General features: G+C 62.7%; 23 protein-coding genes. 8 read left to right on the top strand and 15 right to left on the bottom strand.

The features are described 5' to 3' along the window. Positions 1-178: 178 nt before the first annotated feature. Together LJE63_03375 and LJE63_03370 are read right to left on the bottom strand one after the other, a co-directional pair. Entirely contained in the window at positions 179-1,411 is a 1,233-nt protein-coding gene (locus LJE63_03375) for an ABC transporter substrate-binding protein (GenBank protein ID MCG6905643.1), read from the bottom strand. Continuing rightward, positions 1,408-2,322 (bottom strand): hypothetical protein, encoded by a 915-nt coding sequence (locus tag LJE63_03370; protein MCG6905642.1) that lies wholly within the window; start codon positions 2,320-2,322, stop codon positions 1,408-1,410. Before LJE63_03370 ends, LJE63_03375 begins: the two co-directional genes overlap by 4 nt. A 391-nt stretch (positions 2,323-2,713) precedes the next feature. Between LJE63_03370 and LJE63_03365 the strand changes: the two genes are divergently transcribed. After that, a complete protein-coding gene (locus LJE63_03365; protein MCG6905641.1) occupies positions 2,714-3,169 on the top strand; it encodes an Lrp/AsnC family transcriptional regulator in 456 nt (151 codons plus the stop codon). Between the two features lie 145 nt (positions 3,170-3,314). On the opposite strand, the gene LJE63_03360 is transcribed toward LJE63_03365, so the two are convergent. From LJE63_03360 to LJE63_03330, 7 genes are all read right to left on the bottom strand, one after another. After that, entirely contained in the window at positions 3,315-3,707 is a 393-nt protein-coding gene (locus tag LJE63_03360; GenBank protein ID MCG6905640.1) for a universal stress protein, read from the bottom strand. Between the two features lie 59 nt (positions 3,708-3,766). Next, positions 3,767-5,437 carry a sodium:solute symporter family protein gene (locus LJE63_03355; protein MCG6905639.1) on the bottom strand — a complete coding sequence of 557 codons (1,671 nt, stop codon included), beginning with the start codon at positions 5,435-5,437 and terminating at the stop codon, positions 3,767-3,769. Between the two features lie 76 nt (positions 5,438-5,513). Further along, entirely contained in the window at positions 5,514-7,790 is a 2,277-nt protein-coding gene (locus tag LJE63_03350) for a PEP/pyruvate-binding domain-containing protein (GenBank protein ID MCG6905638.1), read from the bottom strand. A 92-nt stretch (positions 7,791-7,882) separates the two neighbouring features. After that, positions 7,883-9,133 (bottom strand): Glu/Leu/Phe/Val dehydrogenase, encoded by a 1,251-nt coding sequence (locus LJE63_03345; protein ID MCG6905637.1) that lies wholly within the window; start codon positions 9,131-9,133, stop codon positions 7,883-7,885. A gap of 96 nt (positions 9,134-9,229) precedes the next feature. Beyond that, positions 9,230-9,469, bottom strand: a complete 240-nt coding sequence (locus tag LJE63_03340) for a MoaD/ThiS family protein (protein MCG6905636.1) — start codon at positions 9,467-9,469, stop codon at positions 9,230-9,232. A gap of 11 nt (positions 9,470-9,480) precedes the next feature. Beyond that, positions 9,481-11,208 (bottom strand): aldehyde ferredoxin oxidoreductase, encoded by a 1,728-nt coding sequence (locus LJE63_03335; GenBank protein ID MCG6905635.1) that lies wholly within the window; start codon positions 11,206-11,208, stop codon positions 9,481-9,483. Between the two features lie 56 nt (positions 11,209-11,264). Next, a complete protein-coding gene (locus tag LJE63_03330) occupies positions 11,265-12,614 on the bottom strand; it encodes a putrescine aminotransferase (GenBank protein MCG6905634.1) in 1,350 nt (449 codons plus the stop codon). A gap of 275 nt (positions 12,615-12,889) precedes the next feature. Here LJE63_03330 and LJE63_03325 point away from each other — a divergent pair, with 275 nt between their 5' ends. Next, positions 12,890-13,360 (top strand): Lrp/AsnC family transcriptional regulator, encoded by a 471-nt coding sequence (locus tag LJE63_03325; GenBank protein MCG6905633.1) that lies wholly within the window; start codon positions 12,890-12,892, stop codon positions 13,358-13,360. Between the two features lie 30 nt (positions 13,361-13,390). On the opposite strand, the gene LJE63_03320 is transcribed toward LJE63_03325, so the two are convergent. Together LJE63_03320 and gabT are read right to left on the bottom strand one after the other, a co-directional pair. After that, complete coding sequence (locus tag LJE63_03320; protein ID MCG6905632.1) at positions 13,391-15,148, bottom strand: aldehyde ferredoxin oxidoreductase family protein; 1,758 nt, start codon at positions 15,146-15,148, stop codon at positions 13,391-13,393. A gap of 30 nt (positions 15,149-15,178) precedes the next feature. Continuing rightward, a complete protein-coding gene (gene gabT, locus LJE63_03315) occupies positions 15,179-16,486 on the bottom strand; it encodes a 4-aminobutyrate--2-oxoglutarate transaminase (protein MCG6905631.1) in 1,308 nt (435 codons plus the stop codon). A 416-nt stretch (positions 16,487-16,902) separates the two neighbouring features. Here gabT and LJE63_03310 point away from each other — a divergent pair, with 416 nt between their 5' ends. The 6 genes from LJE63_03310 (at position 16,903) to LJE63_03285 (ending at position 23,758) form a co-directional block, all read left to right on the top strand. After that, complete coding sequence (locus LJE63_03310; GenBank protein MCG6905630.1) at positions 16,903-18,684, top strand: sigma 54-interacting transcriptional regulator; 1,782 nt, start codon at positions 16,903-16,905, stop codon at positions 18,682-18,684. A gap of 377 nt (positions 18,685-19,061) precedes the next feature. Continuing rightward, a complete protein-coding gene (locus LJE63_03305) occupies positions 19,062-20,300 on the top strand; it encodes an amino acid ABC transporter substrate-binding protein (protein MCG6905629.1) in 1,239 nt (412 codons plus the stop codon). 140 nt (positions 20,301-20,440) lie between these two features. Next, positions 20,441-21,328 (top strand): branched-chain amino acid ABC transporter permease, encoded by an 888-nt coding sequence (locus tag LJE63_03300; protein MCG6905628.1) that lies wholly within the window; start codon positions 20,441-20,443, stop codon positions 21,326-21,328. A gap of 2 nt (positions 21,329-21,330) precedes the next feature. Continuing rightward, complete coding sequence (locus LJE63_03295; GenBank protein ID MCG6905627.1) at positions 21,331-22,326, top strand: branched-chain amino acid ABC transporter permease; 996 nt, start codon at positions 21,331-21,333, stop codon at positions 22,324-22,326. Beyond that, on the top strand, positions 22,323-23,048 hold the full coding sequence (locus tag LJE63_03290) for an ABC transporter ATP-binding protein (GenBank protein MCG6905626.1): 726 nt from the start codon (positions 22,323-22,325) through the stop codon (positions 23,046-23,048). The genes LJE63_03295 and LJE63_03290 overlap by 4 nt, the downstream gene beginning before the upstream one ends. Beyond that, positions 23,045-23,758, top strand: a complete 714-nt coding sequence (locus tag LJE63_03285) for an ABC transporter ATP-binding protein (GenBank protein ID MCG6905625.1) — start codon at positions 23,045-23,047, stop codon at positions 23,756-23,758. Before LJE63_03290 ends, LJE63_03285 begins: the two co-directional genes overlap by 4 nt. 26 nt (positions 23,759-23,784) lie before the next feature. Here LJE63_03285 and LJE63_03280 read toward each other — a convergent pair whose 3' ends face one another. The 4 genes from LJE63_03280 to LJE63_03265 form a co-directional block, all read right to left on the bottom strand. Continuing rightward, entirely contained in the window at positions 23,785-24,303 is a 519-nt protein-coding gene (locus LJE63_03280) for a type 1 glutamine amidotransferase (protein ID MCG6905624.1), read from the bottom strand. 241 nt (positions 24,304-24,544) lie between these two features. Then, entirely contained in the window at positions 24,545-25,216 is a 672-nt protein-coding gene (locus LJE63_03275) for a hypothetical protein (protein ID MCG6905623.1), read from the bottom strand. A 9-nt stretch (positions 25,217-25,225) separates the two neighbouring features. Then, a complete protein-coding gene (locus LJE63_03270) occupies positions 25,226-25,831 on the bottom strand; it encodes a gliding motility protein (GenBank protein ID MCG6905622.1) in 606 nt (201 codons plus the stop codon). Positions 25,832-25,899: 68 nt separating this feature from the next. Further along, positions 25,900-26,286 (bottom strand): roadblock/LC7 domain-containing protein, encoded by a 387-nt coding sequence (locus LJE63_03265; protein MCG6905621.1) that lies wholly within the window; start codon positions 26,284-26,286, stop codon positions 25,900-25,902. Positions 26,287-26,450: the final 164 nt, after the last annotated feature.

Here is a 26,450-nt window from a genome sequence, read left to right as displayed (position 1 = left end):
GGCGGAAGCGGGAAAAGAAAAGGTGATTCCTCGCCGGCTACCCAAAAGGCCCGCCTTCCATGCGGGGCTGCATCGCCGCGTCGCTGCGGCGCACCTTCAGCCCGCCTCGGGCGAGGGGGGTGCGCAGCCACCCGGCACCTTTTGAAAATCCGTCCGGCGAGGTACTTTCAGCGGTTCATCATTTCTTAACCCAGGGGGGCTTCTGATAGGGCGCTTTCTTGAAGCGCTGGGGATCCACCTGAATGTTCTTGCCGTCCCAAATCTGGTGCCAAATGAGCGGCATCAGGTACTCGCCCGGAATGGCCGACTGATCGACGGGGTTGAAGACGAAGAGACCGGCCATGCCGTCATGGGCAGATTCGCGGATCAGCCTGGCGACGTCCCGGTAGCAATCCACACAGCCGGCGCGCTCCACCGCCTGGACCCAGATGTCGAAGGCATCGCGCGTGACAACCGAGTAGAAACCGGCTGGGTCCTTTTTGAAACGCGCCACCCAGCGCTGCTTGTAGGATTCGAATTTCGGCCCGAACTCGTCGGCGCCCGCCACCCAAAGCAGGCCGTCGGCCGCTTTGCCGGCCAGCTCCAAAAACTCGGGAATCGAAGGCGTGTACTGCATGTAGACCAGCGCATCGAGACCGTCTTCGCCGAAGCGCTCGACAAACTGCTTCATGAACCGGGCCGCATCGGTGGGATCCAGATTCCAGAAGGTCACGTAGGCCGGCTGGCTGGACTCGATCCGGGAGAGGATTGGACCCCATTCGGCCACGCCAAAAGGCGTGGTTTCATTGACCACAACCTCGTAGCCCATCTTTTCGACCCTGCGCACGAACTCGTCGGCCGGCATGACGTTGTAGGCGTAATCGACCTTGATAACGGCCACCTTTTTGTTGGGCGGGGTCCAGCCCATTTCGGTATGGACCTTGAACAAATTGTCGGCCGCGTTCTTGCCGTAGTCGGTATCGTTGAAGGTATACTGGAAGCAGTTCCAGTACTTTTCGGGTTCCCGTGCCACCGGCTCGGTGCAGAGGGTCATGGCGTTGCCGTGCAGGTAAGGGATGTCGTACTGGCCGAAAACTTTGGTGTCCACCCCGCCGTCATCATAACCGGTGATGACCACATCGACCCCCGCGCCCACCAGCCGCTCTCCCACGGCCTTGATCTTTTCCGCCTCCAAACCGCCCACATCCCCGAACCTGAGTTCCAACGGCCGGTCCAACAGGCCGCCGGCGGCGTTCTTTTCGGCCACCGCCATTTCCAGCGCCATCTTCATCTGCTCGCCGTCACTGGCGTAGGGGCCGGTCAGCGGCAGCGGCGCGCCGACCAGAATCGGGGTCTGGGCCGCGGCCACAGCTAAACAGCAAGACAACACCAGGGTCATCCCGAACACCGTCCACAGCGCTTTACACCTCATGTTTCACCCTCCTCCGTTTGTGATCTCGATGTCTGGGTTTCCGTGGCGGCCACAAAGTCCGCCGCGGGGCTGCCGGAAGCGATGGCAGTCAGCCGTCTCGTTTGCAAGGCCACCGACAAGGCGGCGTAGACTTCGGGTCGCCGGTCGCGCAAATAATCCACCGCCGCCCCCTGAGGCGGCCGGCCGTGCTCCGGTGCCAACTCAGCAACCAAAAGTTGGGGGCCTCTGGCGTTGGCCCGGGCGGTGACCCGCCCCAAAGGATCCACGCAGATGCTGCGGCCGCAAAACCTGAAGCCTGCCTCCTGGCCGACGCGGTTGGCCAGTGCCAGAAAAACCTGATTTTCTGCGGCCCGCGCCCGGGCGAAAATTTCCTGCTGAGGGCACCAGGGCACCATATTGGCGCTGGCAACCAACAGCAGACGGGCATCCTGAAGGGCCAGGCAGCGGGCCAACTCCGGGAATTCGATGTCGTAGCAGATCAGCAGCCCCGCGCGCCCGAGGGGCGTGTCGATCACCACCGACGCGTCGCCGCGGTCAAAAACGGCCTGCTCCCGGTCGAAAAGATGGACTTTACGATAGCAACCGGCCACCGCACCCTGGTCCGTCAGGCACACCAGGGAATTGAAGACGCGCCCGGAGACGGGATCACGTTCCGGAAATCCCATCAGGATCCACAGCCGGTGACGGTGTGCCAGGGTTTTCAGGAAATCCATCGCCGCCCCGTCCAGGTTTTCGGCCAACCCGGGGGCGGTGGGGCCTTCGAATCCGAAGCCGGTCAGATAAAGCTCCGGGAAAAGCACCAGCTGAGCGCCCTGGCCGGCCGCCTCGGCCACCCAGCGGCCGGCTTTGGCGAGATTGCCCGCCTTGGCGCCCGGGAAGCAGAAGTCTTGCACAACGGCTATCCGGTCCATGGGCCCGTATGCCCTCTCCTGGGGCGGGTGACTTGCCGATCAACGCGCCACTGCGGCAATCGCCGTTTCCCGCCCGGGCCCGATCGGCTCGCCCCCCGAGAGCCAGCAGGCCTGGAACAGCTAGCGACATGTTGGCGGAGGTGTTTATGATAGAGGTCATTTTGATTCGATTGTCAATAGATTTAAAACGAATCAGCAAAATTTTTTGAAAAATTAATACCGATTTCGTTTACATTTTTGTAAAATCTTCCCTTGTTCGTTTGCCTCACCGTCCGCCCTATGTTAAAAACCCAGTTGCCATGGACCCGCTACGCCCTCTGCCGGCGACCGGGTCCCCCATGGCTGCAGCGGTAAAAGACCACACAGAATGCCACCCCCGTGAGGAGCGTTTATGTCACCCCCCATCGACGAGACCGACACCCGCATCATCCAGCTTCTCAAAACCGACGGGCGCTTGCCCAACACGGAAATTGCCAAGCAGCTGGGCATTTCGGAAACCACCGTTCGCAAACGTCTCAAGCGCCTCTTGGCGGAGGATTTCATCCAGATCGTGGCGGTGGGCAACCGCAGCAAACTGGGCTACGGTATCGTCGGCAACCTGAAGCTGCACGTGGACATTCAAAAAGCGCAGCAGGTGGCCGAGGCCCTCAAAGGGGTGCAGGGGATCTGGTACATCGCCCGGCTGACCGGTGCGGTGGATTTCGACCTGGAGTTCAGCTTCAAATCCCAGCAAGAACTGCGGGCCCTGATGGACCGCATCACCCGCATCGACGGCGTCACCGGCGTGAAAACCTCCATGCGCTTGGAGTTGATTAAAAACCGCTACGATTGGGAAACCCCGCCGTGAAGCCCACCGGCGATGTGGGCTTTTCGCAGAAGGAACAACCGGCCGGGCCCGGCGCCGCCCAAAAATGGGAGAGCCCTTCGCTGCCGCGCCGCAGGCAAGATTCGAAGGGCTTTTTTTGGCAGAGGGGCCAGGCAGGCTGCCCCGGCTACTTGACCGTCAGCACCGGGCAAGGCGCTTCCATGATAACGTAGCGGGCGGTGGAGCCGAAAACGAGCTTCTCCAGTTTGGAGCGCCGCTTGACGCCGATGATGATCAGATCGGCCTTCAAATCCCGGGCGTGCTGCAGCAGGTCCTCGCCGGCATTGTCGCTTTTGACGGACACCTCGGTCTGGCAGTCGATGCCCAGGGCGTCGAAGCGCGCCTTGGCCTCTTTGAGGTCCTCCTGAAAGACCTCGTATTTGTGCCGTTCCACCTGGGGCGCAAACTCCATCGACGCCACGATGAAGACCTTGGCGTTGAAGGCCTTGGCCTGCTGTTCGGCCAGGGCAATCGCATCCTTGGCGACGTTTGACCCGTCATAGCCCACGAGAATGTTCATCTTCGTCCTCCTTGTGGTCGGCCGAAAAATCGGCAGCGACACCCCCGCAGGGGGCGGGATCAGGCCGCCCCCTCTTCCACTGCGGCCGGAGCCGGCGTCTTGTCCTTTTTGAAACCAAACCCCCGCCAGTTGCGCACCGGCAGCAGGTCGCCGTTCATGTCGCGCAGCGGTTTGGGCGCGTCCACCTTCTGGGTGGCCAGCGAGACCACCACCAGGATCAGGATGGAGCCCAGCAGGGCCCACACCGAGCTGATGTAAAGCGCGTCCCACATGGCCCACTCGAAGTAAACGGTGCCCTCGAAGCCCGGCACCGCGTCGGTGTTGGCCGCGATGGTGGTCGGCAGGTACACGAAATACATGACGATCCAGACCGCCAGGCCCCCGCAGAAGGAGGCGATCGCCCCGGTGTTGTTGCTCTTTTTCCAGAAGAAGGCCGCCGCGTAGGGAGCGAAGACCGAAACCAGGAGCACCGACCAGGCGATCACCATGAGATTGTAGATCACCTGGAAATACAGGGCCAGGACCAGGGCGGCCACCGTCACCAGCGGAATGGCGATGCGGGTGGCCCGCAGGGTCTGGGTCTCGTCCGCTTCGGGTTTGAAATACTTGTAGCCGTTGTAGCCGATGCACGAGGCGGCCGCCAGGATGGCGCTGTCCGAGGAGCTCATCAGGGCCGCCACCAGGGCGCTCACGAAAACCACTGCAAACAGGGGGTGCAGGTGCTCCACCGCCATCAGCAGCAGAATCTGGTTCATGGCGTCATCGATGCCCAGCTCGGGGTTGAGGTGAAAATAGGCCATACCGATGATCACCGGCATCATGCCGATGGTGCAGTACATCAGGCCGGAAAGATAGCATGCGACCGAGGCCACCTTTTCGTTTTTGGCCGAGAGTACGCGCTGCATCAGGTCCTGGGCCGGAATGCTGCCGAAGCCGATGGCCAGCCAAGCGGCCAGCCAGTAGAACCACCCCAGGTGGCCGGTGTAGTAGAAGTAACCGGCGTTGCCGAGCTCCGGGTCGGCCGCCGACTCGGGGGTCGGAATGAAGGACCACTGGTTGGTGCCCATCAGGTTGTGGGAGGGGTCGTTGGAGAAGATGGCCTCCCAGCCGCCGGCCAGGGGCACGGCCACATAGAGCATGCCGATCATCCCCACGGTGAGAATGACGATCTGAAAGACATCGGTCAGGGTCACGGACCACATCCCGCCCAGGTAGGTGTAGGCCACCAGGATGACGGTCGAGACCAGAATGCCGGCCTCCAGGGGGATGCCGCCGAAGTAGTGGATGATCGTGCCGAAGCCCACCAGCTGGGCCCCCACCCAGCCCATCTCCGCAATGCACAGGGAGATGGTTGCCAGAAGCCCCATGGTCCTGCCGTAGCGAATTTCGAAAAGATCCACCAGGGTGAGGTACTTGCCCCGGCGCATCAGGCGGGCGAAGAAAAAGCCGGTCAGCACGAGACACAGGGCCGCCCCCCAGGGGTCGAAGATAACCCCCTGGTTGCCCCACAGATAGGCGTTTCCCGCACCGCCCATGCAGGTGCCGGAACCGAACCAGGTGGCCGTCAGGGTGCCGGTGGCGAAGACGATCCCCAGGCGCCGGCCGGCGACGATAAAATCGGTGGCGCTGGCGATGCGCTTGGAGGCGTACCAGCCGATATAGAGCATCAGGGCCATGTAGGCGCCCAGCCCCCACAGGACCCAGCTGGCGTATTGGTAGCTTCCTTCCATCCACGAACTCCTTTCATCCCAGAAACGGTTGCAGAAACGAACGACTCCCCGTAAAGCGGCGCCGATCCCCCGGACGCTAATCGGAGGCGGGCTGAAAGCAGCCCACCCCCCTTTGCCCGGTATCGTCCTGATAGACGTTTAAAAGGCAGCCCCCGGTGGCCTCGGGCACATGGATCACGTGCACCACCCCCTCGTACTGGGCCAGTTCCGGGGCCAGGGTTTTGAGCCGGTTGGGTGCCCGCTGCAGGAACGATTCATTGAAAATCGTTGTGCCCTGGTCCGGGAAAATGGCCACCGAGAGAATGCCGGCCTCCACCAGATCGTTGAAAAAGTGCGTCCCATAGGACACCTCCGGGGTGCTTCCGTTGCCCGCGAAGGCGACCTCCCCCAGGACACGGGTGTGGTTGATGTCGCCGTAGCCCACCCGCACCCCGAGGTTGATGTCGTTGCTGCCCCAGCGGCCCGGCCCCAAAAGCGCGAAGCGGGTGTCCTGAAGCAGCCGGTTGAGACGGCTGACCACGCGCCCGATGGCGAGTTTTTCCTGGGTGCTGGCCAGGCGGTCGTAGGCCTTGGGGTCTACGTAGACGACGTAGGCGATACGGGTCGCCACCCCGCTGTACATGACCTGCTCGTTGGTGAAGAGCACCTGTTGCGGGTCCAGGTCCTGGGGCAGCGCCACCGCCCCCACTTCCTTGTGCAGCGCCAGCGAGCGGCACTGGACGATGTAAAGCAGCCCGTCGTCCCAGACAAACTCGACGTCCACCGGCCGGCCGTAGGCCTCCTGAAGCGTCCGCAGGACCTTGCGCATCAGGGGGCAAAAGTCGGTTTTTCCCAGGAGGTTGTCGAAAGTCAGGCAGGCCTGTTCCGGGGGAATCGGCTGGCCTTTGAACAGCGGGGCCGCCATGTGCCCCTCCTGGTTCAGGGAAACGGCGAAATAAAGGTCCGGGTGGCCGGACTCGCGGGCCAGCCGCTGGAAGGGGATCGATTCCAGCCGTCCGGTTTCGAGGTTGAGAACGTCCACCAGTTTCTGGGAGTACTTGATGATCTGAGCCGCCTCCACCTCGGGCCGCAGCTGCGGGTGGCTGAGATGCACCATGCGGGGGTAGCCGCCGCCCACCCGGTCCACCGCCTGGGTGGCCAACCCGTGCACCAGCCGGATCATCCCGTCCTTCTTGCGAATCCGCGGCGTCCAGCTGTAGGCCCCGTAGGAGAAGGCCACCCCGGCGGCAAAGGGGTAGAAATAGTCGCCGAAGCGCCGCCCCACCACCTTCTGCACCAGAACGCTCATCTTCTCATCGAAGTCCAGCAGGTTGTTGTCCCGGCGGTAGACGATCGGCGCCGGCCCGTAGGTGCTCATGTGGACCTGCTTGAGACCCCAGATGAATTCCTGCAGGCGGGTCTCGATATCGCCCTGGTTGGTGATGAAGACCGAGTCGTACTTGCCGGAGAAGGCGTAGCCGAAGTTGTCCTCCAGCAGGCTGGAGGAGCGCAGGATCAGGGGGTGGGGGCCGATCTTCGCCAGCAGTTCGCGAAAATCCGCAACCACGTCCGGCGAGAACTGGGCGTTTCGGAAAAGCGCCGCCACCTGCTGGCAGCCTTCTTCGAGTTCCTCGCGGGATTTGTATTTCTGGGCGTGGAACTGATAGAGTTCGTTGGAATCGATGAAGTCGCTGAAATTGCCGGTGTTGATGTAGTAGCTCTCGGGAATGCGGACGTACTTTTCGATTTCCGGGTCGCCATGGGTGAGCTTGGGAACGAGGATCTTGTAGGCCAGAAACATCCCCGCCGACTTGCCGCCGATCTTCCCCGGCCGCCGGCGGTTCCAGATGATGCGATCGGCCAGCTCCTCGATGTCGCGGATGGTGATGTGGTTTTTGGCGATGCCGATAAAGGGCAGTTGGTTGGAGATGAAATGGTTGATCAATGCGACCCGCACGCCCTCGGCTTCGCTGGGCGAGATGTAGAGGTCGCCCATGGGGATTTCACAGAACTCCTTGAGGGCCTTCTTGATTTTGCGGGAGGTGGTGCCCTCCATGTTGACGACTTTGTTGAGGTTCTGAAACCGGTCCTGCTTGCGCGCCAGGTTGATGTAGTCCTCGACCTCTTGATCGTTGAAGGCTTTGGCAAAGGCCGTGTAGACAAGCAGGTCGGCGTAGTCCCGGATATTGGCCGCGGAGACCTCGCAGGCCTGGGCGGCGAGCTGGGTGCGGGCCGTCCGGGGCAGGTCCTCGGGGAGGCCGACCCCCTTGGTCTTGAGGGCCTTTAAAAAAATTTCCCGCATGGTTTCCACCAGGTCGGGATAGCGCATCATTTTGCGCAGCAGGCGAAAGACATGCAGCATGTCGATGTGCACGGTCGCTTCGATGGGAGGCCCCCCTTCACCGGGCGGAGGCTCACCGGCCCCCGCTGCGGTCCATTTTCACCCAGCCGGGCCCCGGTGCCGGCTCAAACCCAACCGCGCAGTTTGCACGCCTCGGCCACCCGCGCCACCGACACGAGATAGGCGGCCTGGCGCAGATTGACCTTCTCCCGGCGGTGCATCTCGAAGACCCCGTTGAAGGCCTGGGTCATCTGGTCGTCCAAACGGTTGTGGACGTCCTTGAGGGTCCAGAAAAAATTGTAGGCGTTTTGGACCTGCTCGAAATAGGACACCGTGACCCCGCCGGCGTTGGCCAGAAAATCGGGGATGACATTGATACCCTTCTCCTCCAGGATCCGATCGGCCTCCGGGGTGCTCGGGCCGTTGGCCAGCTCCAGGCAGAGCCGGCATCTCAGCCGGTCGGCATTTTTCTCGGTGATCACGCTCTCCAGGGCCGCGGGCACCAAGACGGTGGCCTCAACGGCGAAAAGCTCTTCGTTGGTCAGAAAATCGCCCTCCGGATAGCCGGCCACCCCCCCGTGGAGGGCGACGTAATCCACCAGCTGCCGGGCGTTGAGACCTCTGGCGTTGTATACCCCGCCGGTTTCATCGGCCGCGGCCACGATCTTCAGCCCCAGGATCGATTCCGCCAAAAGGGCCGCATGCCGGCCCACGTTGCCCAGCCCCTGGATCGCCAGGGTGGCCCCCGCCAGGTTGATCGAAAGCGCCTTGGCGGCTTCCCGCAGCACATAGACCCCGCCCCGACCGGTGGCGTCCTCCCGGCCGGCCGAGCCCCCCAGGGGCAGCGGTTTGCCAGTGATCACACCGGGCTGCTTCTCCCCGCTGATCGTTTCATACTCGTCCAGCATCCAGGCCATGATCTGGGGGGTAGTGTAGACGTCGGGGGCCGGGACATCCCGGGTGCTGCCCAGCGCACGGGCCACGGCCCGCACATAGGCCCGCGCCAGGCGCTCTTTTTCGGCCGCAGACAAGGCCTTGGGGTTGCACACCACCCCGCCCTTGCCCCCGCCCAGGGGCAGGTCCACCACCGCGGTTTTCCAGGTCATCCAGGTCGCCAGGGCGCGCACCGTGTCGATGGTCTCGTCCGGGTGCCAGCGCAAGCCCCCCTTGGCCGGCCCGCGGGCCGTGTTGTGGGCCACCCGGAAGCCGTGAAAAATTCGCGTGCTGCCGTCGTCCATCCGGACCGGCAGGGTCACCTTGAGCTCCTGCATCGGCCAGCGCAGCAACTCATGGGTGGCCGCATCCAAACCCAGCCGCTCGGCGGCGGCGTCCAGCTGCTGCTGGGCGATCTTAAACGGATTCAATGCCTCGCTCATCTTCTTTGGACTCCTCGTCGGTTGGGGTGCGGATCATCAGCGCCCTTCGCCTGCGTCGCAGGCCCAAAAACCTCCGACAGATGCCGACGTCCGGTGTCAGCCGCCGAAAATCGGCTGAAAAATGCGCACCCGGTCCCCGTCATGCAGCGGCACGTCGCCATGGACGATCCGGCCGTCGACGGAAATAAAGCCCAGCCGGACCTCGGCAAGCCCCAGCCGGGCAATCAGGTCGGCCACCCCGGCCCCCGGCTGGAGCTGGACGCTGAGGCCGTTTGCCGCATCGTAGCCCGCAAAGCGCTTGCGCAGCGTCCCGTAAAGCGTGACCTGGACGACCATCGCGGGCACCGTCAAAAATCGAAGGTCGCGTCCATCTGCGCGTCGGAGACCACCACGACCTTGTTGTGGGGCGGCAGTGGCTCCTCGTAGAACATCCGCGGCAGGCGATCGTCCTGGTTGGTGAAGCCGGCCCGCCGGTTGAAGTCGCGCTCGGCCTTGAGCACCCGCCGGCCGAGAGCCTGCCAGTCGGCCGAATCGAACGGCCGCCCCAGCTTGGCGCTGATCATCCGCATGAAGTGGTCGAAGCCGCCCTCGGCGGCCAGGCCCGACTGGGCGAAATCACAGAGCCCCATGGTGTCCACCGCGGCCATGTGGATCTGGGTGTCGCGCGAGGCCTCCACCTGGCCTTCGGCCGAAAAGCGGTCCAGGGTGCCGCCGAAGGCCTCCAGGTTCTTGTCCACCACCCAGCCGGCGGTGTGGTCGCCGCCCATCGGGCTGGTGGCGTAGGTCACCGCCATGCCCTGCAGGGCGCGCGGGTCGTAGGCCGCCATGCTCTGGTTTTTCATCACCGGCACGCGGTGGTGATTGAAGTGCTTGCCCACCGCCGCCGGGCCGGCGCCGAGGACCTTGCCGAATTCCGTCCCCTGGCCGATCTCCTCCACCATGGCGATGGCGGCGGCGCCGTCGCCGAAGGGTTTGTGGCCCGCATCCATCGCCACCGCCACGGCCACCCCGGTGCTGATGGTGTCCAGCCCGATGTCGTCGCAGAGAAAATCCAGGCGGGCGATGGCGTCCAGATCGTCATTGCCGATCATGGCTCCCATGGACCAGATGGTTTCGTACTCCAGCGAGGAGGTCACGTAGCCGCCGTCCTTGTCCACATATTCGTTGGAACAGTTGATGATGCAGTTGGCGCAGCCCTTGTGGGTGGTTTTGCCGCCACGGGCCTTGATGGTTTGGGCCAGGGTTTCACCGCTGATCTTCTCCGCGCCCTCGAACTGCCCCTGGGTGGCGTTGCGGGTGGGCAGCGCGCCGGCCTCGTTGATGGGGCCCACCAGGACGGCGGTTCCCAGCTCCGGCAGGATCTCGCCGCTGAACTCGTCGGCCTTGACCGCCTGGGCATAGGCCTTGGCGGAGGCCTTGAAGGCCTCGGGGTCCGCCAGGGGATCCGGGTTTTTGCCGCCCTGGTCCACCACCAGGGCCTTGAGCCCCTTGGCGCCCATGACCGCCCCCAGCCCGCCGCGGCCGGCGGCGCGACAGGGCCGGCCGTCAAAATCGGTGGTTTGGATGGAGGCGATGGCCATCTGGCATTCGCCGGCGGGCCCGATCCCGGTCACGCTGTTTTTTTCACCCTGGGCCGCCTTGAGCTCCTTGACCAGTCCGTAGGTGCGCATCCCCTTGTAGGCGGCGGCGTCGATCAGCTGCGCGTTTGCGGCCGCATCGATCTTGAGCAGATACAGCGCCCCAGCCGGCGCCTGGCCTTCGACGACCACCGCCGTGATCCCCAATCGGGCCAGATCGGCGGCCACGGTGCCGCCGACGTTGCTTTCCTTGATGCCGCCGGTGAGCGGACTCTTGGCGCCCACCGAAAAGCGGCTGGTGTTGATCAGCGTGGTCCCGCTGAGGTAGCCGGGGGCGAAAATCAGCTTGTTCTCCGGCCCCAGGGGATCGCAGGCGGCCGGCACCTCGGCGTCTATCAGGGTGGAGGTCAATCCACGGCCTCCCAGACCGGCGTACTTGGCCGGCGGCGCCTCCTCGGTGATCGTCTGGGTGGTCATGTCAACTCGAATAACCTTCATGGCGGCCTCCTTTTGGGGCAAAGGGGTTGAAAGGGAAGACTGGTCGGGGCGGCTGCTCAGGAAATGCTCCGGAAGGTGTCCTCCAGCCGGTTTAAAACCTCGTCCAAGGTTTTATAGGGTATGTTCAGCGCCGGCTCGATCCGGATGTTCTTGGCGTTGGTGAGGGTCCCGGCGGTGATCACCTTGCGGCTGAAAAGCCCGGAGGCCACCTGGTAGCCGGTTTGGTCGGTGGGAAACTCCATTCCGATCAAAAGCCCCTTGCCGCGCACCTCATGCAGGATGTGGGGGTAGCGGGTCTGCAGCTCCCGAAGCTTGTCCAGCACATAGGCGCCCTTTTCGGCCGCCTGACCCGGCAGGTCCTCCTCCAGCATGACTTCGATATGAGCCAGGGCCGCCGAGCAGGCCAGCGGGTTGCCGCCGGTGGTGGTGGTGTGCATGAACGGGTTGGGCTCCAAGCAGGACCAGATCTTGGGGGTCGAGAGAAACGCCGACATGGGCACCACCCCACCGCCCAGGGCTTTGCCGAGGCACATGATGTCCGGCGCGACATCCCAGTGGTCCACACCGAAAATCTTGCCCGTGCGCCCGAGGCCGGTCTGGACCTCGTCGGCGATCAGCAGCACCTCGTAGTGGTCGCAAATCTGCCGCAGGCGGGGCCAGAAATCGTCGGGCGGCACGATCGCCCCGGCCTCCCCTTGAATCGGTTCGGCAACGACGGCGGCAATCTTGTCTCCCACCGCTTTGGCGGCCGCCAACTGGCGCTCGACGGCATCGGCATCGCCGAAGGGCACGTGCCGAACCCCTTCCAGGAGCGGCAGCAGGGGCGCGCGAAAAACCGACTTGCCCATCAGTGAGAGGGCGCCCAGGGTTTTGCCGTGAAAGCCCTTGAGCATGGCGATGAAACCGTTTTTGCCGGTGTAGAGCTTGGCCAGCTTCATGGCCCCCTCCACCGCCTCGGTCCCGCTGTTGGCGAAAAAGCCGTACTGGATGTCGCCGGGGGTCAGAAAGGCCAGCACCTTGGCGAGGTGGGCGCGCAAGGGGTCCAGCATCTCCTGGCTGTACTGGGGGCTGCGGTCCAGCTGGGCCTTGACGGCCGCCACGATCTTGGGGTGCCGGATGCCCGGTGAATAGATGCCGAAGCCGCCCAGGATGTCGATGTACTCGCGCCCCAGAACGTCCCGCAGGACCGAGCCCTCGCAGACCCATTCGGTCACGGCGAAATCGTTGGCCTCGGTCACCGATTTGCGGTATTCAAGAAAGCCCTTGTTGATGTGGTTGGCGAAGTTTTCGTGGGTCTCCCGGGCAACCCGCTGACAGTCCTCCCGGCAGACGTTTTCGTGGGGCGTGGTGATGAGCGCGACCATGCGCTGGGCTTCCTGCAGGGCGTAGCGGGTGTCGCGTGCCATTTTTCTCCTCCTGGTTTGGGGCTGCGGGCCGTTTGGGAATCGGATGGCGCGGGCAAAGAATGCCACGGCGCTGGATACCATTTGCCGGGACCGGTAACCGGCAAGGGCCGTTGCCGGCCCCAGAAAAAAACTTGATTTTTATTGTTTTTCGAAAAAATTATAATATTAAATTTCGAAAGTCAATATTTTTTGCATCCGTATCGCTTCAAAACGGCATTTATGGAGATATTAAAAACGCGGCCGAGACCCGGAAAGGGCGGGGCAAGGAGACTCCCATGACACGCGCCATCGATAAAATCGACTCCAAAATCATCTGCCTGCTGCAAAAGGACGGCCGCATGGCCAACACCGAGATCGCCAAGCGGGTGGGCATCACCGAGGCCACCGTCAGAAACCGCATCAACCGCCTGATCGAAGACGACATCATCCAGATCGTGGCGGTTAGCGACCCGTTCAAGCTGGGGTTCGAAATCGCCGGCAACATCAAGATCACCATCCGCTTTGAAAAGGCCGATCACGTCATCAGCGAACTCAAAAAGATCGACGCCCTCTGGTATATTGCCCTGATGACCGGGGTTTCGGACCTGGATGTGGAGTTCCGCGCCAAGTCGATGAAGGATCTCAGAATCCTAATCTACGACAAGATCAACAAGATCGACGGGGTGGTCCGCACCGATACGGCCTTTCACCTGGAGTTCATCAAAAACCGCCTGGACTGGGGGACGGCCCTGGAGGACGGCGACTGAACGACCGGCCTCCAGGCGGCCACCCAGCCTTTAATCGGCTTCGGGCGGGCGCCCCTCCGGGCTCCAGCCCCGCAGGCGGTAGTAGTCCTGAACCAGGCGGTCCAATTCCTCGGCGGTGATCCCGTCGCCGGAGGCGAGCGGGTCGCGCACCAGCCGCCGGGGCAGGCGGTCGTCGGCTGCGGTCAGCCCCTCGCGCAGGTTGAAGCGCCGGGTGTTGTTGGTCACCCGGGCGGCCACGGCCTTCAGCCCGTCCTGGTCCAGGGTGAGGCCGGTGGTCAGGGCGATCGCCTCGGAGAGGGCCTCCCAGAGATAAAAATCACGGTAGAAGCGGCACAGAATCAGGCAGTCGAACAGGGTGCAGCGGTCTTCGAAGTCGAGAAACAGTTCGGCCTTGCCGTCGATCTGAGCCGGAGGGATGACGCCGGTCAACTCCGGTTTGTAGAAGGTGCTGCGCAGGTGGCAGGCCCCGCGGTCGCTGACCGCATAGGCCAGCCCCATGCCCTTGAGCACCCGGGGGTCGTAGCCGGCCGGCTCCATCCCCTTGACGTGCACCGCCAGGTCCTCCAGGCCCAGTTCCTCGCTGGCCGACTTGATCCCCTCGGCCAGAAGGCCGCCGAGCCCCTCGCGCTTGACCATCTTGCGCAGCAGCCCCGCCACGGCCTCCGGATCGCCGTAGTTCAGCTCATCTGAAATCCGGCCGCGCCGCGAAGCCTCGATGGCGAAGGCCGCCAGGTTGCCGGCCGAGATGGTGTCCATCCCCAGCCGGTCGCACAGGTCGTTGAGATAGGCGATCTCATCGATGCGATCGATCATGCAGAGCCCGCCGAAGGCATAGATCGTTTCGTACTCGGGGCCCTCCAGGCGCAGGCCCTGGTGGCGCCCGTCTTTGACCTCGATCTGCTTGCCGCAGGCCATGAAGCAGGTGCGGCAGGCCTTGGGGCTGACCTTGAAGCGGGCCTGCATGCTGTCGGCGTTAATACTTTCGAACTGCGCAAAGCGCCCCTCGGACCAGTAGCGGGTGGGAAAGGCGCCGGCCTTGTTGAGGATGTTGACCATCATGGGGGTCCCCAGGTTGCGGTAGGCCTGGGTGGCCGCGTGGTCCTTGAGGCGCGCCAGCATGTCCCGGGCGTGCTGCTTGAGCGCCGCAGGTTGCGCCACAGGCCGGCTGCAGCTGCCGTGAAAGGCGACGGCCTTGAGGTTTTTGGACCCGAAGACGGCCCCCAGGCCGCCGCGCCCGGCCACCCGCCAGCCGTCGTTCTTGACCACCGCGATGCGCACGCGGTTTTCACCGGCCGGGCCGATCACCATCGTGCCCGGCTTTTCGGCCGCCGCACGCTTGCGGATCTCGGCCTCGGTCTCGAAGGTGTCGCGTCCCCAGAGATCGGCGGCGTCGTGAAAGTTCACGGCCGTATCGGAAATTTCCAGCCACAGCGGCCGGTCGGCGGCGCCGCCGATGACGACGGCGTCATAGCCGGTGCGGCTCATGGGGATCGCCAGGCTGCCGCCGGAATAGGACTCGGCGTAAAGCCCGGTGAGCGGCGACTTGGAAAAAATGCCGTGCCGGCACGAGCCGTAGAGCGGGGTGTCCGAGGCCGGCCCCAGCGCCAGGACGATATGATTTTGCGGGGCAAAGGGGTCCACCCCGGCGGGGTTGTTCTGGAGCAGGAGATGGGTGGCAAGCCCCTTGCCACCCAGATAGCGGCCGAGTACCGCCTCATCCAGGGCCTCCTCCCGGCTTGAGCGGTTTGTCAGATCAACCCGCAAGATTCGCTGAAAAAATCCCTTCATGGCGGTGCCTCCTGTCAACGCTGCGGCCCGTCAGGCCTTCTCGAGTTCATCCAACGACTCCTCCAGAATCGCCAAACCGCGCTCCAGCTGTTCATCGGTGATCACAAAGGGCATCAGCGTTCGGATGACGTTGCTGAAGTTGCCGCACGAAAGCACAACAAGCCCCTTGTCATAACAGAGCTGCACCAGTTTCTTGGCCTCGTCGGTGGCGGGCTTTTTGGTTTCGCGGTCCTTGACCAGTTCCAGGGCCAGCATGGGGCCCTTGCCGCGCACATCGCCGATGATGGCGTGCCTTTGCTGCAGGTCGCGGAAGCGGGCCAGCAGAGTATCGCCCAGGCTCCGGGCGCGCTCCAGCAGCCCGTCTTCCAGCAGAATTTCCAGCACGGCCAGCGCCGCCCGGCATGAAACCGGGTTGCCGGCATAGGTGCCGCCAAGGCCGCCCACATGGGGCGCGTTGATGATATCCTGGCGCCCGATAACCGCGGAGAGGGGCATCCCCGCGGCGAGGCTCTTGGCACAGGTGATCAGGTCGGGCGCAACCCCCCAGTGCTCGATGGCAAAAAACTTGCCGGTCCGGCCGGCCCCGGACTGGACCTCGTCCACGATCAGGGCGATGTCGTATTTCTGACAGATGCTCTGCAGCTTGGCGAAGTATTCCGGCGGAGGTGTGATAAACCCGCCTTCGCCCTGAATCGGCTCGACGATCACGGCCGCCGTGCTTTCGGCGGCGACGTTGCTGATGAAGAAATCCTCGAGGTAGTCGGCGCAGGCCACCTCACAGGCGGGGTAGGTGAGGCCGAAGGGACAGCGATAGCAATAGGCGTAGGGCATGCGGTAGACTTCCGGGGCGAACGGTCCGAAGCCCAGCTTGTAGGGCTTCACCTTGCTGGTCAGGGTCATGGTCAGCAGGGTCCGGCCGTGGAAGGCGTTCTCGAAGGCGATCACGGCCGGCCGTTTCTTGGCATAGCGGGCCGCCTTGACGGCGTTTTCAACCGCCTCCGCCCCGCTGTTGGCGAACATGGTCATTTTGGGAAAGTCTCCCGGCGCCAGGGCGTTGAGCCGGCTGGCCAGATCGACATAGGGGTCGTACATGACCACGTGAAAGCAGGTGTGAATGTATTTTTCGGCCTGATCCTTGATGGCGTCCACCACCTTGGGGTGGCAGTGTCCCACGTTGAGCACGCCGATGCCGCCGGCGAAATCGATCAACTCACGGCCGTTGACATCGATCATCACCGCTCCCCTGGCCTCCCGGATGAAGGCGGGGGTAATGTTGAACGGACCTTGGGGGACGTGCTGCTTGCGCTTTTGCAGCAGGTCTTCATGGGGGCTTGACATGTCTTTTCCTCCTTGTACGGGTAGAAGCAGAAGGGTGAACGCGAAAAAACGCGTGCCGAACGCGGTTGAATTGCAGCCCGGGGCTCCGCCGCGCCGGCCGCGTGCGGAATCATCCCGATAAGAGATCCAAATGCCTGTCGGCGAATGAGGTCGGCCCCCAGGGGCGGCATGGTGATCCACGGGAAACCCAAAGAATTCTGAAACAAGGACCGTGCCACCCTGCCCGGCCCCCCGCGCCGGGGTGGCGCCAAACCAATCGGTGTCCCAACACATTGATAACCAAAGAAAAATTTAACGCACCCAACGGCAGGCGGAGCAAGTCGCCGTCAGAGAGTCAAAATGCGATGTTGCATATTAAATGCTGATATGCATATAAGGGCCCAACGGACACCCCCACCCCTTTCAGGATACCCCCCATGCCCACCGATCTTCATCCCCCGCCGACCCGCCCCGAGACCCAGGGCATCGGGGGCCTTGACTGGAAAACCTTCAGCCGGGCGCTGCTCAATGCCACCCGGCACGCGGTCTTCGTGGTCGAGCCGGGCGGCACGGTGGTGGTCTCCAACCGAGCGGTCCAGGGCAAGTTGGGGCTTTTCCCGGGAACCCTGGTGTCGGCCACCTTGCCCGAGTTCTGGCCCGAGATCAGCCACAGCCTGAGCACCCGGACCGATCGCCGCGGCATCCCGCTATCCCACAACGGCGCCGCACTGCTGGCCGAAATCAGTCCCATCCGCTGGAAGTCGGGGGTGATCGGGGCGCTCTGCATCCTGGAAGACGTGACCAATTTAAAGGAAGTCACCCGCCAGATGGTCGCCTACCAGGAGCTCAACCGCGAGCTGGACGCCATCATCGACTCCAGCCACGACGGCCTCTGGATCTGCGACGGTAACGCCCAGGTGGTGCGTATCAACCCCGCCTCAGCGCGCATCAACCAGGTCCGCGCCGAAGAGGTTTTAGGGCGCAGTATGCGGGACCTGGTCGCCGAAGGCTTCGTCAACCAATCGGTCACCCTGCGGGTCCTGGAAACCCGCCAACAGGTCAACCTGCTGCAGCAAACCCGCGAGGGGCGCAAGCTGATGCTGACCGGCAACCCGGTTTTCGACCGGGACGGGCGCCTGATCCGGGTGGTGGTCAACGAGCGCGACGTCACCGAAATCGACCGCCTGCAGCGCGAACTGGAGAACCAGGAAGCCATCAAAAACCAGTTCCGCCACCAGATCCTGGAGATGCAGCTGGCAGAGGTCAAAGCCAACCGGATCATTGCCCGCAGCCCCTGCTTCCTGAACGTCCTCAAACAGTCCCTCAAGGTCAGCAGCGTCGAGTCGACGGTCCTGATCCAGGGCGAGTCCGGCAGCGGCAAAGGCGTCATCGCGGACCTGATCCACAAGCACTCCAACCGCAGCGGCCACCCCATGATCAAGATCAACTGCGGCGCGATCCCCGAGACCCTGGTGGAGTCCGAACTCTTCGGCTATGAGAGCGGGGCCTTCACCGGTGCCCGCCGCCAGGGCAAAGCGGGCTATTTCGAGGCCGCCGACGGCGGCATTCTGTTTCTGGATGAAATTGCCGAGCTGCCGCTCTCCTCCCAGGTCAAACTGCTGCATTTCTTAGAAGACGGCCATATCAGCCGGGTGGGCTCAACCGCCAAGCGCCGGCTCAATGTCCGCATTCTGGCGGCCACCAACCAGGACCTGAAAGCCATGGTGGCCGGGAAACGCTTCCGGGCCGACCTTTATTTCCGGCTGCACGTGATCCCCCTCAATGTGCCGCCCCTCAGAGAGCGCCGGGAATGCCTGCTGGCCCTGATCCGGCACTTCACCGCGGATTTCGCCCGCAAGCTGGCGGACGCCCCCCCGCCGCGAATCTCACAAGCGGCCCTCGAGCGCCTTTTGGCCTACGACTACCCCGGCAATGTCCGCGAACTGATGAACATCTGCGAGCGCCTGGCGGTTCTGGCCGAGGGCAGCCGCATCGAGGTCGACGACCTGCCCGCAAGCCTCAGCACCCCCGCCTGCGGTGACCCAAGCGAGGGCGGCCGCTGGCGCGAAGGTCAGAGCCTGCAGCAGATCATGGAAAGCGTCGAGCGCGAGGTCCTCGCAAAGGCCCGCATGCGCCTCGGCAAACAGGCGGCGATTGCCGAAGCGCTCCAAATCAACCAGTCGACGGTGGCCCGCAAACTTCAGAAATACGGCTTGTAGGGGAAACCGGTCGGCGACCGAGGGGGATGTGGATCGAGCCCCCCCCGATATGCACAACTGCATATCCACGCCCGGCGAAGGTTTAAAACCCCTCAAAAGGGGGACCCCGCCCGCCATGCTTACCGCTCAAATCGCTTTGGCAGGGCCGATTTGCCCACGGCATTTAAAATATTCTGTTTAATTTTCAACCACTTTGAAATATCATGGAAAATCGCTGTCTTGTAGTGGCACCACAGTTGCTACCAACAGCCATACCCACCCGACGAACAGCCGGCGTGCCCCCACGGCGGCCATGGCTTTCACCTTTACAGAACGCCCGAAAAGGGCGTAGCATTCGCTCACAACCCTTCACCCCCAAATCACAGAAGGAGGCATCCATGGTAAAACGGTTACTCATCGGTTTTCTGGCGCTGGCGGTTTTGGCGGGCCCGGCCTGGGCTCAAGCTGAACGGGATTTCTTCAAGATCGGCGTCATCACGTCCCTTTCCGGGGATCTGGCCACCGGCGGCAACGTCACCAAACGCGGCTACGACCTGTGGGCGCAGGCCGTCAACGAGGCCGGCGGGATCGAAATCCAGGGAAAAAAATACCCGGTCAAACTGTTCTACGCCGACGCCCAGTCCGAACCCTCCCAGGGGGCTTCCGCGGCTGAACGCCTGGCCACCCAGGAAAAGGTCGACATGGTCCTGGGGCCTTATTCTTCGGGCGTCACCCTGGCGGCCGCCCCGGTCCTGGAAAAATACAAGATCCCGATGATCACGGGCTCGGCCGAGTCCCCCATGATCTGGAAACAGAAATTTTTCTACACCTTCGGCACCATCCCGCCGGTCAATTTCACCGGCGCCACCCCCATCGAAACCCTCAAGGCGCTTGACCCGGCCCCCGCCACAGCCGTCATTCTGGGCTCCAACGACACCTTTTCCAAGGCCACCGCCGAGGCATTCAACAGCGCGGCCGAAGCCGCCGGCATCAAGGTGCGCAAGTTCAACATCGTCCCCTCCGGCCAGGACCTCACCCCCTTCATGTCGGCCATCAAGGTGTTGCGCCCCGACCTGGTGGCCTTCGGCGGCCATGACGAAGAGCTCATCAACCTGGTCAAGTCCCTGCGTCAGATCGATTACACGCCAAAGGCGCTGCTGATGCACTACGGCGTGACCGAGCCGGCCTTCGTCGAAGCCCTCGGCAAGTACGCCGAAGGCGTGCTCGGCGCGTCGGTCTGGACGGAAACGGTCCACACCCAGAGTGACATCCTCTGGAAAGACGCCGCCACCTATGCCCAGGCCGCCCAAAAGGCCTTCGGCGTCCCGGCCGATTACACCCAGGCCGGCTCCTCCACCGCCGGCATCGCCTTCCAGGCTGCCCTGCAGACTGTCAACGCCCCTCCGCCGCTGAGTGAAAGCGATCGCGAAGCCCTGGTCAAAGCCCTGGAGAAGCTCGAAATTCAGACCTTCTACGGCCGGCTGAAGTTCGCCGAGGAGGGTGACTTCTACCACGCCAATATCGGCCTCACGCCCCTTACCGTCCAGATCCAGAACGGTATCGCCGTCATCGTCGGCCCCGAAGCCGACGCCCAGGCGAAACTGCTGTTCCCCATGGTTCCCTGGAAAGAGCGCTGAGCGCTTCGCTGAACCGCCCCAGTCACCGGCAGTCGGCCGGGCTTACCCCCCGGCTGCCGGCCTAACCGAGCTTTGCTGCGCCGCGGGGCCGCGCTTCACTGCCGCGGCCCCACGGCCGTTCACCCAGCGGGAGACTCACCATGTTTCTTCTACTGCCGCAGGCGCTGGTAGACGGATTTCTCATCGGCGGCATCTACGTGACGATCGCCATCGGGTTTTCACTGGCCTACGGGGTGATGCACATCATCGACTTCGCCGTCGGCGAATGGATCATGCTGGGCGCCTTTCTCGGTTTTTACCTCAACCGGTGGCTGCCGGTGGAGCCCCTGTTGTTCCTGCCGCTGGTCTTCGTCGTTTTCGCGGCCATCGGCTACTTTTTCCAGCCGGTGATCCACCGGGTGCTGAGCGGTAAAAAGGGGAACCCGCTTCTCATGGCGCTGGTCTTCACCTTCGGCCTGGCGCTGATGATCAAAGGGCTGGGGCTGACAGTCTTCGGCTTTTACAGTCACTCCATCCCCTCGTCCCTTTCGGCCGGCTCTTTTTCGCTGGAAATGGGCCCCCTTTTCGTCACGGTTCCCGTGATCCGCCTCACCGGCCTGATCTACGCCCTTGCCATCACCCTGGCGCTTCACTACCTGCTGAAAAAAACCGATTTCGGCCTGGCGGTCCGGGCCCTCTCCCAGAACAAGGACGCCGCCGGTCTGATGGGCATCAATGCCAAGCGGACCAGCTCCTATGTCTACGGCATCTACGTCGGCATCAGCGCCATGTCCGGGGTTCTGATCGGCTGCATCTTCTCCATCAGCGCCCAGATGGGCTCGCAGTACACCGTCTTCTCCTTTTTCGTCGTGGTCCTGGCCGGTATGGGCTACCTCTCCGGGGTGCCCTGGGCCGCATTTCTTTTGGGAGTGGTGCAGTCCTTTTTTCTGATCTACTTCAATCCGGGCTGGACCCTGCTAGCGGTCTTCGGGATCCTGTATGCCGTGCTGTTGGTGTCGCCCAAAGGACTTTTCGGGAAAGGAGTGTGACGATGAACCGGCGCCATTTGCTCTGGATCGGCATAGCGCTTGCGGGGCTGCTGATGCTGCCGAAGTTCTTTCCCGACCCGTTTTTGCTGCGGATCGTGACCGAGGTTTTCATGTGGGTCGGGCTGGCCATCACCTGGGATGTCATGGCCGGCTACACCGGGTATCTCAACTTCGGACACGGCGCCTTTTTCGGGGTCGGCGCCTACGTCACCGCCATCCTGATGATGCGCGCGGGTTGGCCCTTCGCCGCCACCCTGCCGGCGGCCGGATTGGTGGCCGGGGTGGCGGCGCTGATCGCCGGATTGCCCACCCTGCGCCTCAAGGGGGCCTATTTCGCCATCGCCACCTGGGCCCTGGCTCTGGCGGTGCAGCAACTGGCGCTGGTCTTAAACATCACCGGCGGCCCTGACGGCATGCGTCTGCCACCTTTTCTGCACCCGCAGTTCTTCTTCTACCTGATGTTCACCCTGGTGGCCGTCACCTTCGCGCTGCTGTGGTTCCTGCTGGAAAAGGCGCCCTTCGGCCTCAAGGTCAAGGCCATCCGCGAGGACGAGCAGGGCGCCATGGCGCTGGGGATCAACCCCACCACCATCAAGATGCAGGCCTTTATTCTGTCGGCGATCCCCGCCGGGGTCATGGGCGGGGTGTATGCTTATTGGATCACCTTCATCGACCCGGCCTCGGTCCTGGCGGACATCATCACCGACCAGGCCATGGTCATGGCGGTCTTCGGCGGCCTCGGGACCCTGATCGGCCCGCTGATCGGCGCCATCCTGATTTTTGCCTTCAAGACCTATTTCTGGGCCTATCTGTCCGACTACCAGGTGCTTTACCTCATCATCCTGGGGGGTGTGATCGCTCTCACGGTGGTGTTTCTGCCCAACGGGTTGTGGGGGACCATTACCGGCGCCACCGGTGGCCGCCGCATCCTGCGAAAGGCCTCGGGTGTCCCTCAGACGGACCAGCGGCCCCAAGCCAGCGGAGAAAAAGAGATATGACAACGCCGCTTCTCAAGGTCGAAGACCTGACCAAAACCTTTGGCGGTCTGCATGCCGTCGAGGATGTGTCCTTCCAGATCCGGCAGGGGGAAATCATCGGCCTGATCGGCCCCAACGGGGCGGGCAAAACCACCATTTTCAACCTCATCAGCGGCTATCATCCCCCCACCCGCGGCCGCATCGCCTTCAACGGCCGGGACATCACCGGCCGCCGCCCCTACGAGCTGGCCCGGCTGGGCATCGGACGGACCTTTCAGGTGGTCAAACCCTTCCCCGGTCTGACGGTGCTTGAAAACGTCGTGATCGCCGCCTTTGCGCGGCACCCCAAACGGGCCGATGCCGAGGAGCACGCCTGGCGGATATTGGAAAACACTGGGCTGGCCGATAGGGCCGGCGTGTCGGCCGCCAGCCTGACCCTGGCGGGCCGCAAGCGCCTGGAAATCAGCAAGGCACTGGCGCTTGAGCCCCAGCTCCTGCTGCTGGACGAGGTGGTGGCGGGGTTGAACCCCACCGAAGCCGACCAAACCATCAAACTGATCCTGAAGCTGCGCGACAGCGGCATCAGCATCCTGATCGTGGAGCACATCATGCGGGTGATCATGAACATCAGCGACAGCATCCTGGTGCTGAACTTCGGCCGCCAGATCGCCATGGGAAAACCCGCGGAGGTGACCCAAAACCCCGAGGTGGTCAAGGCCTATCTGGGAGAGGAGGCGGCATGAATGCAGCCCTGAGCGTTGAGGAGCTCTCCGTGTTCTATGGCGACACCCAGGCCCTCTGGGATGTCTCCTTCAGCGTGCAATCCGGGCAGCTGGTGGCCCTTTTGGGCGCCAACGGGGCCGGCAAGACCACCACCCTTAAGGCCATCTGCGGTCTGCTGACAGCCGCCGAAGGCCGGATCGCCTACGAGGGCCGCACCATCAGCGAGCTGCCGGTGCATGAGACCGCCAACCTCGGCATCACCCTGGTGCCCGAGGGCCGGCAGCTGTTTCCCAAAATGAACGTCGAGGAAAATCTGATCATCGGCTCCTATCTCGGCCGGGCCAAGGAAAACCGCCAGCGCAACCTCGAGCGGGTTTACGCCCTTTTCCCTCGGCTGGCGGAGCGGCGCAACCAGGCCGCGGAAACTCTTTCGGGCGGCGAGCAGCAGATGGTCGCCATCGGCCGGGGGCTGATGCAAAACCCGCGGCTGATCATGTTCGACGAACCCAGCCTGGGGTTGGCGCCGATCCTGGTTCAGGAAATGTTCACCGTCATCCAGGAGCTCCACAGCCAGGGGCTCACCATCTTCCTGGTGGAGCAGAACGTCAACCAGACCCTCAAAATCGCCGATTACTGCTACGTGATCGAAAACGGCCGCATCGTCCAGGAGGGAACCGGCCGCGAAATGGAGGAAAACCCCAGGGTCCGGGAGGCCTATCTGGGGTTCTAAACACCGGCGAATGACCCTGCGGGAGGCTACTTCAGGGCATTGATGACCGCCCGCATGAAGGCCGGCAGGTCCTCAGGGGTGCGGCTGGTGACCAGATTGCCGTCCACCACGACCTCCTGGTCCACCCAGCGCGCGCCGGCATGCACCAGATCGTCCCGGATGGAGAAAAACGAGGTCACGGTGCGCCCCGCGACGATCTCAGCCGAGGCCAGCATCCACCCCGCGTGGCAAATCGCCGCCACCAGTTTGCCCGCTTCAGCGCAGGTTTTGACCAGGCCGACCATGGCCGCGTGCCGCCGCATGATGTCGGGCGCATAGCCGCCGGGAATGATGAGGCCATCGTGTTCGGTCACAGCGACGCTTTCCGCGGCGGTGTCCACCGTCACCGGCAGACCGTTTTTACTGTTGTAGACCCGCGCGCTACCCGAACCCACCACCGTCACCGTCGCACCGGCCTCCTTGAGGCGGTAGTAAGGGTACCAGAACTCAAACTCGTTGTAGAGCTGCTCGACTAGAATCAGGACTTTTTTGCCGCTTAGTTCCATGGGGGGGCTCCTCCTTGCGCTGTGGAAATCTGCCTTGGGATTGGAATTCTATCCTCCCACGGCGCCGCCCACCCGGTCAAACGCTTTTTTGGCCGCCAAGCAAACGGCCGCTGGCCGCCTCCAGGCCCCGGTGGGGGCGGCGGCAGGTCAGACGGCGGGGCGGGATCCGGGGCGGCGAAATGACGGGAGCTTAACCGGGCAGGATATCAAAGGCGATTTCGGGTGCGTTCGGGGCGTGGTCTCAGCGGCTGCCCAGAAGGGTGCGGAGTTCGCTTCTGAGCGCGTCGAATTCAGCGCGCATGGCTTGGGTCAGCTCTGAAACCAGATAGGTCAGGTCCTCCCGCGAGAGGGTCACGGTGGCGGAGCCGGCCTCGGCGGCGATGGGCCGCGGGGCGTCGTCAGCGGACTTGCGCGGCGATGGGGCTCCGGCAGCTCTGCGGGACGTCTGCCGACCCTGTTGGGCGACGATCTGTTCCTTGAGCCCTTTGAAGCGCACGACTTCCGCCATCAAGATCTTTTTTTTCTGCTCCCGGGGCATCCCATCGGTGGTGGCCACCTTCTCGAAATTGGTGTAAACCGAGTTCAGCAGCTGGATGGCCTCGGGCAGACACTGGCCCTTGTTGGCCTTGATGTATCTCCCCAACGGCCGCAACAACTGCAGAAAGGCAAGCAGCAGGCGGTCATCCTTGTAGGTCTGCCGCAGGCGATCGACCTGGTCGATGAAGCGCGTCATGGCCTCATCGGTTATCTCCCAGTCGATGGACAGAACGATGGCGCGCAATTCCCTGAGCGGTGAGGCTTCCAAGCTGTTGCCCGCCTCCACCCCCTCCAACGATCCGTCATTCTCATCGAACAACTCATCGAGACGCGATGCGACCTCTTCAGCCAATTTGTCGTGTTTGGATTGCGTCAAGGAAACCTCCTATACGAGCTCTTTCTGCAGGGAAGAGAGGGTGAGTGAAACGATTTTTTTAAGTGTCTGAGCCACATTTTTTCCCGTCAGCGCACTGGCGGCGAAGGAGGGCGCCTTGAGCTGGGCGTTGAGGTTCTGCTCCAGCACGTCGAAGGGGAGCAGCGGAATGCCCTGTCCGGCCAGATCCATTTTATTGTACTGAAAGACCAGGGGAACCGCAAAGATATCCTTCTTGTGCGCGGCCAGGTTGTTTTGCAGGTTCTTCAGCGAGACGATGTTCTTGTCTTTGCGAACCACCATGGCATCGGCCACAAAGACGATGCCGTCAGCGCCTCGCAGCACCAGTTGGCGGGTGGCGTTGTACTTGACCTGGCCCGGAACGGTGTAGAGCTGGATTTTGACGTCGTAGCCTTTGATCTTGCCGATGTCAAAGGGCAGGAAGTCAAAAAACAAGGTGCGATCCCCGTGGGTTTTGATGGCCACCATTTCGGTTTTGATGCGGTTGTTGAACTTGCTGTAGATGTACTCCAGGTTGGTTGTCTTGCCTCCGCGGCCGGGCCCGTAGTAGACAATCTTGACCTGAACTTCCTTCTTCTTGAGATTGACAAACGCCATATGCGGACACCTCTGAAAGGATCACGTGCTCAGCGAAAAATGAAAGTGGCTCCGGCCCCCGGGATCACCTAAAGCAGTTTGTTGATTTTCTCGATGGCCTCGGCAACCTTGAGCCGCAGAAAACCCAGTGAGACGTCTTTGCCGAAAATCGACACCAGCAGAAAATCGGAGGTCACCTTGCTGAAGTGGATGCTCTCCTTTTCCCCCTTGTGAAAGAGAAGGGAAAATTCGTCTTCGCCGATGATTTTGGCCATGGTGCTGACGGCCCCGAAATTGCCGGCGGCCAGAGCGGCGAGCGAGTAGATGTCATGCTCCATTTCGCCGTTGTCCAGATTGGCGATGATATTGCCCGCCATATCGATCAAAACGACACAGTGAACACCAAGTTGAATCAGATCTTCCTGCAGGATTTCCTCGATTCCGTCCAACTGTTTCTGACTGAATGTATGCGACAATTCTTGTTCCTCCGACGATTTCAGTTTGGTCAATTCATGGGCATTATCTACCGCTAGCGCTGGGAAGATCCGCCTGCGTCTTCCCTATAATCGGATTGAAAATGAATTTCTGTATGCTTTAATTCAAATATCCGGCCCCAAGGCCGGGAAAGACGGGGCCATAG

The organism is Desulfobacteraceae bacterium, from assembly GCA_022340425.1.
Taxonomy (GTDB): Bacteria; Desulfobacterota; Desulfobacteria; order Desulfobacterales; family JAABRJ01; genus JAABRJ01.
This window is presented reverse-complemented; position numbering and strand designations above follow the sequence as displayed.